Here is a 10,288-nt window from a genome sequence, read left to right as displayed (position 1 = left end):
CCGCGTGAGCGGCGCGAGGACGGCCCGGCAGCAGCAGAGGTGCGCTGGCCCGCACTGCGGCTCGCTCGCCCGGAAAATCAGAATGCAATATTGGCGCTGATACCGCCGATAAACGCATCTTTCACTTTACTGACTGCACCCGGGGCAACCACATACTGCAGGTTAGGTCGCAGTGACATCCAGTTAGTTACTTTGGCGTTGTAGTAAACCTCATAGTTGTACTCTGAACCTTCCTGAATCGGCAGATAGGTCGGGCTGTCAAAGCGGCTCTCGCCATTAGCCTGATTCTGCTGACGCAGTGAGCGGGTATAGTCGCTGTTCACATGAATCCGTGACGCGCCCACGCCGATCTCATCCTGAGGACGGGCATCAAACGGTCCTGTCCAGGTAAACGCAATAGACTGATAGTTGTCGGTCTTTGAGGTCTTGTGATCGTTCATCACCGCCTGCACCCGCACGCCCAGACCGCGATTCACATCGCCATCCTGCGCGGTCAGCTGTTGCTGTAACAGCAGATAGCCGCCATAGGAATGGGCCTGATCCTGATAGCCGCCGTTGCGCCAGCTGCCATAAACATCGCCATCCACCGAGGAATAGTAATAGCCGATGCGGTAGTTACCCGGTAATCTCTCCGGCCCGAAGGTCGGTTTCCAGCCCAGTTCGACCGGCACCAGATTCCCTTCTGAATTGCTGGTATCCAGACGGAAGCCATCACCGCGATCGTAGTTAGCGCGGTTCTGATTATAGAAACCGACCTGGAAGAAAACGTCCGGCGTGATATTGAATTTCACCCGGCCGCCCCACTGCGAGACAGGCCAGTTAAACCAGCGATCGCCGCGCCAGTTACCCGCCTGCCCGCTGCCCAGCGCCAGGTTCTGGAACAGATTGCCATCGAAGTTATCGAAGTCTTCCCCTACCGTCACCCGCCCGGCTTTCACATCGACCACATCGTTAAACAATCCTTTGCGTAACCAGAACTGGGTCAGACGCCAGGTCTGGCCGCGACCGTAAACCTCCTGCACCGAGGAGAGCATACCGGTGCGTTGATCCGCGACCTGTTCAGAAAGATTCTGTCCGTTACGACTGGTCACGGTCATCTGGAACTCGGCATCCTGCCAGTCCAGCAGCTTCTGCAGATCGAAATTGGTACCAAACGACCACTGATCGCTGTAGCGCATGGTGGTATTGGTATCCGCCCCGCCGCCTAAATTCGCGGCGCTTTCCATGGTGTAGTTAACGTCAAACTTAATGCCGTCGTCCTGCAGCTGCGTTCGGTACCCGCCCCAGTCACCAAACATCCATTCGGAGTCCGGGCTCAGGGCGTCAGCGGCCAACGCCTGCGCGGAAAACATGGCCAGGATCAGGGTGCCGGTTGCCACACGGCACAGCGGGAAACGCTGCACTGCTTTTCTGTTTTTCATCTTGCTTATTCTTATGTAAGTTACGGAAAATGACGCGCAGAGGATAGTGCTGGATAACCTCTGTTTTTTGTAAATACGTGCGCATAATTACCCGTAACATCCGTTTATTAACGCATTTGTGATCGGGATCGCTGATTGGTTATTCTCTGGGCGGGGTGCGTCTTTTTTGACAGGTGCAGCATAAAAAGGGGCGCTATCGCCCCTTGTGTTTACTGGCTTGCCTGATTCAGTTGTTCAATCTGCGCCGGGGTCAGCGTCAGCTGCATCGCGCCAGTCAGATCGTCGAGCTGTTTCAGCGAGGTGGCACTGACAATCGGTGCGGTGATGCCGGGACGGGCGATCAGCCAGGCCAGCGCCACCTGCGTCGGCGTCACCTGATGCGCTTCGCTGATAGCATCCAGTGCGTCCAGGATCCGCAAACCGCGCGGGTTAAGGTATTTATCTACAACACCCTGACCGCGCGCGCTTTTACCGGCATCCGCCGCCTCGCGATATTTGCCACTGAGAAAGCCGCTGGCGAGTGAATAGTAGTTAATAACGCCCAGCCCCTGCGCCATCACCACCGGCTCCAGCTCCGACTCATAGGGCTGGCGGTCATAAAGGTTGTATTCAGGTTGCAGGGTTTCATAGCGCGCCAGCCCCTGCGTTTCACTGACCTGCAACGCCTCCTGCAGCCGTGCCGCGCTGTAATTGGAAGCACCAATCGCCCGCACTTTGCCCTCTCTGATCAGGCTGTCAAAGGCGCTCAGGGTTTCTGCCAGCGGCGTATCCTGATCGTCGCGGTGCGCCTGGTAGAGATCGATATAGTCGGTCTGCAACCGGCGCAGTGAATCTTCGACCGCCTGACGGATATATTGCGGTTTCAGCCCGGTTTTCTCCGGCGACAATTCCATGCCGACCTTGGTTGCCAGCACGATCTGGTCGCGTTTGCCGCTTTTTTTCAGCCATTCACCAATAATGGTTTCCGATTCACCGCCTTTATTGCCCGGTGCCCAGCGGGAATAGACATCGGCGGTATCGATAAACCACAGGCCTCGATCCACCAGCGCATCCAGCAGCGAAAAGGAGGTGGTTTGATCCACTGTCCAGCCAAACACGTTGCCGCCAAACGTCAGCAACGGCACCGCGATACCACTGTCACCCAACTGCCGGGTTTGATTCTGACTCATTTCCTGCTCCTTATTTGCCTGAAAAAACCGTCTGTCTTTCAGCATAGCAAAGTGATTTCACAGCTTTATGACGATTGTGATGCGATTAATGAAAGAACAGGCATAATTACCCCGCCCTGACAGATATCCTTATTTCCTTCAACTTCTGCCCGTCAGAGGCGGCTACACTCTGTCGTTTGCAGGCTACCCATTTGATGCCTGCGCCTGGGACTACGTCACTGCTGGAGAGCACCAACAATCATGAGCACCCGACATCCTGTTATGAAGAAAACCCTTATCGTGCTGGCCCTGATCGCCGTGGCCGCTGGCGGCTATTATGCCTGGCAGCGCCATGCCCAGCCGCAGAGCAGCAGTCAGAGTGACGCACCTGCGCCACGTGGCGGCAAAGGCGGCGGTGACGGTGCCCGTCGTCCCCTCGCGCCGGTTCAGGCCGCTACGGCCACCAGCCAGAGCGTGCCGCACTATCTGAGCGGACTGGGTACGGTGACCGCGGCTAACACGGCCACGGTGCGCAGCCGGGTCAATGGCGATCTGCTGGCAATCCACTTCACTGAAGGGCAGCAGGTGAAAGCGGGCGAGCTACTGGCAGAAGTCGACCCGCGGCCTTATCAGGTGGCGTTAACGCAGGCGCAGGGCCAATTGGCGAAAGATCAGGCGACGCTGGCCAACGCCCGTCGTGACCTGGCGCGCTTCGAGAAGCTGGCAAAAACCTCGCTGGTATCGCAACAGGAGCTGGATACGCAGCGCTCACTGGTCAGTGAAACGCTCGGCACGCTGAAAGCGGATGAGGGAAGCGTCGCCAGTGCGCAGCTCAATCTTACCTACAGCCGGATCACCGCGCCGATTGCAGGCCGGGTCGGGCTGAAACAGGTGGACGTCGGCAACTACGTCACCAGCGGCGACACCACCGGTATCGTGGTGATCACCCAGACGCACCCGATTGATGTGGTTTTTACCCTGGCTGAGAACAGCATCAGTTCCATTCTCAAGGCGCAGAAAAGCGGTGAATCGCTGCTGGTGGAGGCCTGGGATCGCAGTAATCAGAATCTGATCGCCAGCGGCAAACTGCTGAGCCTCGATAACCAGATTGATGTCACCACCGGCACCATCAAAATTAAAGCGCGTTTTGATAATCAGGACGACACGCTGTTCCCCAATCAGTTCGTGAATGTGCGGCTGAAGGTCAACACCCTGCAGGATGCGATTGTTATCCCACCTGCCGCGCTGCAGATGGGCAACGAAGGCAACTTTGTCTGGGTGGTTAACAGTGACAACAAGGTCAGCAAGAAAAGCGTGATTGCCGGCTTGCAGGATAGCGAGAAAGTGGTGGTCAGCGCCGGTCTGGAGGCGGGCGAACGTGTCGTGACCGATGGGCTGGATCGCCTCACGGAAGGCGCAAAAGTCGAGGTGGTCGCGCCGCAGAGCAACGCACCGCGCGCTACCCGCGCCACCCTGCCGTCAAAAGGAGAGCGTGAGTAATGCAGGTCATGCCTCCCGATCATAGTGGCGGACCGTCACGCCAGTTTATCCTGCGGCCGGTCGCCACCACGCTGTTGATGATTGCGATCCTGCTGGCCGGGGTGCTGGGCTACCGCTTCCTGCCGATCTCGGCGCTGCCGGAAGTCGACTATCCGACGATCCAGGTCGTCACGCTCTATCCGGGTGCCAGCCCGGATGTGGTCACCTCCTCCATCACCGCGCCCCTTGAGCGCCAGTTTGGTCAGATGTCTGGCCTGAAACAGATGGCGTCGCAAAGCTCCGGCGGTGCCTCGGTGGTGACGCTGCAGTTCCAGCTGACGCTGCCGCTGGATGTGGCAGAGCAGGAGGTGCAGGCTGCCATTAACTCCGCCACTAACCTGCTGCCCAACGACCTGCCTAATCCGCCGGTCTACAGCAAAGTGAATCCTGCCGATCCACCGATCATGACGCTTGCCGTCACCACGCGCAGCATGCCGCTGACGCAGGTGCAGGACATGGTGGAAACGCGGGTGGCGCAGAAAATCTCTCAGGTCAGCGGCGTCGGACTGGTGACGCTATCGGGCGGTCAGCGTCCGGCGGTGCGGGTGAAAATGAATGCGCAGGCGCTGGCTGCGCTGGGTCTGACCAGCGAAACGGTGCGGACCGCCATCAGCAATGCCAACGTTAACTCCGCCAAAGGCAGCCTGGATGGTCCGACCCGCTCAGTTACCCTGTCAGCCAATGACCAAATGAAATCAGCGGAGGATTATCGCCAGCTGATTATCAGCTACAAAAACGGCGCACCGGTGCGCCTTGGCGACGTGGCGACCATAGAACAGGGAGCAGAAAACAGCTGGCTTGGCGCCTGGGCCAACCGCGATGCGGCGATTGTGCTCAACGTTCAGCGTCAGCCTGGTGCCAATATCATCGCCACAGCAGATAATATCCGTGCCATGTTGCCCGCCCTGACCGCAGCCCTGCCGAAGTCGGTGGAGGTTAAACTGCTCACCGACCGCACCACCAATATTCGTGCTTCGGTCAACGACACGCAGTATGAGCTGATGCTGGCGATGGCGCTGGTGGTGATGATTATCTATCTGTTTCTGCGCAACGTGCCCGCCACGCTGATCCCGGCGGTTGCGGTGCCTCTGTCGCTAATCGGCACCTTTGCGGCGATGTACTTCCTCGGCTTTTCAATTAACAACCTGACGCTGATGGCGCTGACCATCGCCACCGGCTTTGTGGTCGATGATGCCATCGTGGTGATTGAGAACATCTCACGCTATATCGAGAAAGGGGAAAAGCCGCTGACCGCCGCGCTGAAAGGTGCCGGCGAGATCGGCTTTACCATCATCTCCCTCACCTTCTCGCTGATTGCGGTCCTGATCCCGCTGCTGTTTATGGGCGACGTGATCGGCCGTCTGTTCCGCGAATTTGCCGTGACGCTGGCGGTGGCGATTCTGATTTCAGCGGTGGTCTCACTGACCCTGACGCCGATGATGTGCGCCAGGATGCTGAGCGCGGAGTCGCTGCGCAAACAGAACCGCTTTTCGCGGGCCAGCGAAGCGATGTTTGATCGTATCGTGGCCGCCTATGGCCGCGGCCTGAAACGGGTACTTAATCATCCCTGGCTCACGCTGTCGGTGGCGCTTGGCACCCTAGTGCTGACGCTGGTGCTGTGGATGATCATCCCGAAAGGCTTTTTCCCGCAGCAGGACAACAGCATTATTCAGGGCACGCTGCAGGCACCGCAGTCGGTCTCCTATGCCAGCATGGCGCAGCGCACCCGCGACGTCGCCTCCATCATCATGAAAGATCCGGCGGTGGAGAGCATGACTTCGTTTGTCGGCGTGGATGGCACCAATGCCTCGCTGAACAGCGCGCGTCTGCAGATCAACCTCAAACCGCTGGATCAACGCGACGACCGCATTCCTGCTATTCAGCAGCGTCTGCAACAGCAGGTCAGTGAGGTACCGGGCGTGCAGCTGTGGCTGCAGGCGGTACAGGATCTCACCATCGATACCCAGGCGAGCCGTACGCCCTATCAGTTCACGCTGCAATCGGGTTCACTGTCGTCGCTCAGCACCTGGGTTCCGGCGCTGCTGACCCGTCTCAGTACCCTGCCACAGCTGCGCGATGTCAGCAGTGACTGGCAGGATCAGGGACTGGAAGCCTATGTCAAAGTGGACCGCGACAGCGCCAGCCGCCTCGGCATCAGCATGGCGGATGTCGATAACGCGCTGTACAACGCCTTTGGTCAGCGGCTCATCTCCACCATTTATACCCAGGCGAACCAGTATCGGGTGGTGCTGGAGCAGGATAATAGTGCCACTCCAGGCATGGAGAGCCTGGAGGCGATTCGCCTTAACAGCAGCGACGGCGGCAGCGTACCGCTGAGCGCCATTGCCCGCATTGAACAGCGCAACACGCCGCTCAGCATTAATCATCTCGACCAGTTCCCGTCGGCGACCTTCTCCTTCAACGTGGCTGACGGCTATTCGCTGGAAGATGCGGTGAAAGCGGTGTCGCAGGCTGAAGCCGAGCTTGGCATGCCCGCAGAGCTGATGACGCAGTTCCAGGGCAGCACGCTGGCCTTTGAAGCGGCGCTGAGCAGCACCGTCTGGCTGATTGTGGCGGCCATTGTGGCGATGTACATCGTGCTGGGTGTGCTTTATGAGAGCTTTATCCACCCCATCACCATTCTCTCAACGCTGCCTACGGCGGGTGTCGGCGCGCTGCTGGCGCTGATGCTCAGCGGCAATGAGCTGGATATCGTGGCGATAATCGGCATCATCCTGCTGATCGGCATCGTGAAAAAGAACGCCATCATGATGATCGACTTTGCGCTGGCGGCCGAACGTGAACAGGGTATGAAGCCTGTTGATGCCATCTATCAGGCCTGCCTGCTGCGCTTCCGCCCGATTCTGATGACCACGCTGGCCGCCCTGCTCGGCGCGCTGCCGCTGATGCTCAGCACCGGCGTCGGTGCCGAACTGCGTCATCCGCTGGGGATTGCCATGGTCGGCGGGCTGATTCTGAGCCAGGTGCTGACCCTGTTTACCACCCCGGTGATCTACCTGCTGTTTGATCGACTGGCGCACGCCACCCGCCGCCGCTTTGCCCGCACGGAGGCCGCAGAGTGAAGTTCTTTGCCCTGTTCATCAACCGGCCCGTCGCCACTACCCTGCTGACGCTGGCCATCGCACTGGCGGGGATGCTGGGTTTCCGGCTGCTGCCGGTGGCGCCGCTGCCGCAGGTTGATTTTCCGGTGATCGTTATCTCGGCTTCGCTGCCGGGTGCCGCGCCGGAGATCATGGCGTCGTCGGTGGCCACGCCACTGGAGCGCTCGCTGGGACGCATCGCGGGCGTCAGTGAAATGACCTCCACCAGTTCGCTGGGCAGCACCCGCATCATTCTGGTGTTTGATTTTGATCGCGACATCAACGGAGCCGCGCGCGATGTTCAGGCCGCGATTAACGCGGCGCAAAGCCTGCTGCCTACCGGGATGCCGTCGCGCCCGACCTATCGCAAAGTGAACCCTTCAGATGCGCCGATTATGATCATGACGCTGACTTCGGATACCTATAATCCGGGTCAGCTCTACGATTACGCCTCGACCCAGCTGGCGCAGAAACTGTCACAGATTGAGGGCGTGGGCGACGTCACCGTGGGCGGCAGCTCGCTGCCTGCGGTCCGCGTGGCCCTGAATCCACAGGCGCTGTTTAATCAGGGCGTCTCGCTGGATGCGGTGCGCACCGCCATTTCCAACGCCAATCAGCGACGGCCGCAGGGCGCACTGGATGATTCGCAGCAGCGCTGGCAGTTGCGTACCAATGACGCGCTGCAAACCGCCAGTGAGTATCAGCCGCTGATAGTGCATTACAACAACGGCGCGGCGGTCAGGCTGTCGGATGTGGCGACAGTCGAAGATTCAGTGCAGGACGTACGCAACGCAGGGATGTCGCGCGGTAAACCGGCGGTGCTGCTGCTGATCCGCAAAACGCCTGAAGCCAACGTCATCGATACGGTGGACCGCATCCGCGCCGAAATGCCGCTGCTGCATGAGGTGATCCCGGCCGCCATCGATCTGCAGATCGCTCAGGATCGCTCACCCACCATTCGCGCCTCGCTGCATGAGGTGGAGCAGTCGCTGGTGATCGCCGTGGCGCTGGTGATTCTGGTAGTGTTTGTTTTCCTGCGTTCGGGCCGCGCCACGCTGATCCCCGCCGTTGCGGTGCCGGTTTCGCTGATCGGCACCTTTGCCGCGATGTACCTGTGTGGCTTCAGCCTCAACAACCTGTCGCTGATGGCGCTGACCATCGCCACCGGCTTTGTGGTGGATGATGCGATTGTGGTGCTGGAGAACATTGCCCGACACGTGGAAGCGGGCATGAAGCCGCTGGCCGCCGCGCTGAAAGGGGTACGGGAAGTCGGCTTTACCGTGTTGTCGATGAGCCTGTCACTGATTGCCGTGTTCCTGCCGCTGCTGATGATCGGCGGACTGATTGGCCGCTTCTTCTCAGAATTTGCCATTACGCTGTCGGTGGCTATCGTCATCTCGCTGTTTATCTCGGTCACCCTGACGCCGGTGATGTGTGCCTATCTGCTGAAGCCGCACGCGCCGCGCAGCCAGCCGCGTCAGCGCGGCGCGGGCCGGTTGCTGATGGCGATCCAGCAGGGCTATGGCCGCTCGCTTAGCGTGGTACTGAACCATGCGCGCTGGGTGATGGTGCTGTTTTTCGCCACCATCGTCCTGACCGGCTGGCTGTTTGTTCATATTCCGAAAACCTTTATGCCGGAGCAGGATACCGGACGACTTTCCGGTTTCATCTCTGCCGACCAGAGCATTTCGTTTCAGGCGATGCGCAGTAAACTGCAGGATTTTATGGAGATTGTCGGGGCCGATCCGGCGGTAGAGAGCGTGGTGGGCTTCACCGGCGGGATGCGTACCAACAGCGGCTCTATGTTTATCTCGCTGAAGCCGCTGTCGGAGCGGAAAGAGAGTGCAGTGGAGATTATCGCCCGCCTGCGCAATAAGCTGGCGAAAGAACCCGGGGCGAGTCTCTATCTGAATGCGGTGCAGGATCTGCGCGTCGGCGGTCGGGAATCGAATGCCGGTTATCAATATTCCCTGCTGTCGGACGACCTCAACGCCCTGCGTGAGTGGGAGCCAAAAATCCGTCAGGCGTTCTCTGCCCTGCCACAGCTGGCGGATGTGAACTCCGATCAGCAGGATAAAGGCAGCGAAATGGCGCTGACCTATGACCGGGAAAGTATGGCGCGGCTCGGCATTGATGTCTCTCAGGCCAATGCCCTGCTGAATAACGCCTTTGGTCAGCGTCAGATCTCCACCATCTATCAGCCGCTTAACCAGTACAAAGTGGTGATGGAGGTCGATCCGCGCTACACCCAGGATATCAGTGCCCTGTCGCAGATGTTCGTGATAAACAGCGAAGGTAAAGCGATTCCGCTGTCGTGGTTTGCCCACTGGCAGCCCGCAAATGCGCCGCTCTCGGTCAACCATGAAGGGCTGTCTGCCGCCTCGACCATCTCATTTAACCTGCCGGAAGGGGTGTCGCTGTCGCAGGCGTCGGAGGCGATTGAACGCACCATGACCGCGATTGGCGTGCCCTCCAGCGTGCGCGGCAGCTTTGCCGGTACGGCGCAGGTGTTTCAGCAGTCGCAAAGCAATCAGCTCTGGCTGATGCTGGCGGCGATTGCGGCAGTCTATATCGTGCTGGGGATCCTCTATGAGAGCTATGTCCATCCGCTGACTATCCTCTCTACCCTGCCCTCGGCGGGTGTTGGTGCGCTGCTGGCGCTGGAGCTGTTCGATACGCCCTTCAGCCTGATTGCGCTGATCGGTATTCTGCTGCTGATCGGTATCGTGAAAAAGAACGCCATCATGATGGTCGATTTTGCGCTGGAGGCAGAGCGCAACGGCCAGCTCAGCGCGCGCGAGGCGATTTTCCAGGCGTGCCTGTTGCGCTTCCGGCCGATTATGATGACGACGCTGGCGGCGCTGTTTGGCGCGCTGCCGCTGGTGCTGACCAGCGGCGACGGCGCAGAGCTGCGTCAGCCGCTGGGGATTACCATTGCCGGCGGGCTGGTGATGAGCCAGTTGCTGACGCTCTACACCACGCCGGTGGTCTATTTAATGATGGATAAATTGCGCCGTAAAAAACGCCCGCTGGTCGCCGTGCAGCAGCCGTAACAGGCATGGCGGCAGCAGGCATCGGG

5 protein-coding genes are annotated in these 10,288 nt (G+C 59.4%); 3 read left to right on the top strand and 2 right to left on the bottom strand.

The window, feature by feature from the left end:
- Nucleotides 1-77: 77 nt before the first annotated feature.
- On the bottom strand, nucleotides 78-1,421 hold the full coding sequence (locus HFD87_RS22120; protein ID WP_167423938.1) for a carbohydrate porin: 1,344 nt from the start codon (nucleotides 1,419-1,421) through the stop codon (nucleotides 78-80).
- A gap of 209 nt (nucleotides 1,422-1,630) precedes the next feature.
- Entirely contained in the window at nucleotides 1,631-2,590 is a 960-nt protein-coding gene (locus HFD87_RS22115) for an aldo/keto reductase (protein WP_033778771.1), read from the bottom strand.
- Between the two features lie 240 nt (nucleotides 2,591-2,830).
- Between HFD87_RS22115 and HFD87_RS22110 the strand changes: the two genes are divergently transcribed.
- The 3 genes from HFD87_RS22110 to mdtC are packed head-to-tail and all read left to right on the top strand — an operon-like array spanning nucleotide 2,831 to nucleotide 10,262.
- Nucleotides 2,831-4,069, top strand: a complete 1,239-nt coding sequence (locus tag HFD87_RS22110) for an MdtA/MuxA family multidrug efflux RND transporter periplasmic adaptor subunit (protein WP_033772217.1) — start codon at nucleotides 2,831-2,833, stop codon at nucleotides 4,067-4,069.
- Nucleotides 4,069-7,191, top strand: a complete 3,123-nt coding sequence (locus HFD87_RS22105; protein WP_167423937.1) for an MdtB/MuxB family multidrug efflux RND transporter permease subunit — start codon at nucleotides 4,069-4,071, stop codon at nucleotides 7,189-7,191. Before HFD87_RS22110 ends, HFD87_RS22105 begins: the two co-directional genes overlap by 1 nt.
- Complete coding sequence (gene mdtC / locus HFD87_RS22100; protein ID WP_167423936.1) at nucleotides 7,188-10,262, top strand: multidrug efflux RND transporter permease subunit MdtC; 3,075 nt, start codon at nucleotides 7,188-7,190, stop codon at nucleotides 10,260-10,262. Before HFD87_RS22105 ends, mdtC begins: the two co-directional genes overlap by 4 nt.
- Nucleotides 10,263-10,288: the final 26 nt, after the last annotated feature.

Origin of the sequence: Pantoea sp. EKM21T, from assembly GCF_011800405.1 — a bacterium.
In the GTDB taxonomy this organism is placed as follows: domain Bacteria; phylum Pseudomonadota; class Gammaproteobacteria; order Enterobacterales; family Enterobacteriaceae; genus Pantoea; species Pantoea agglomerans.
The sequence above is the reverse complement of the archived record's forward strand: the minus strand, read 5'-3'. Positions and strand labels throughout refer to the sequence as shown.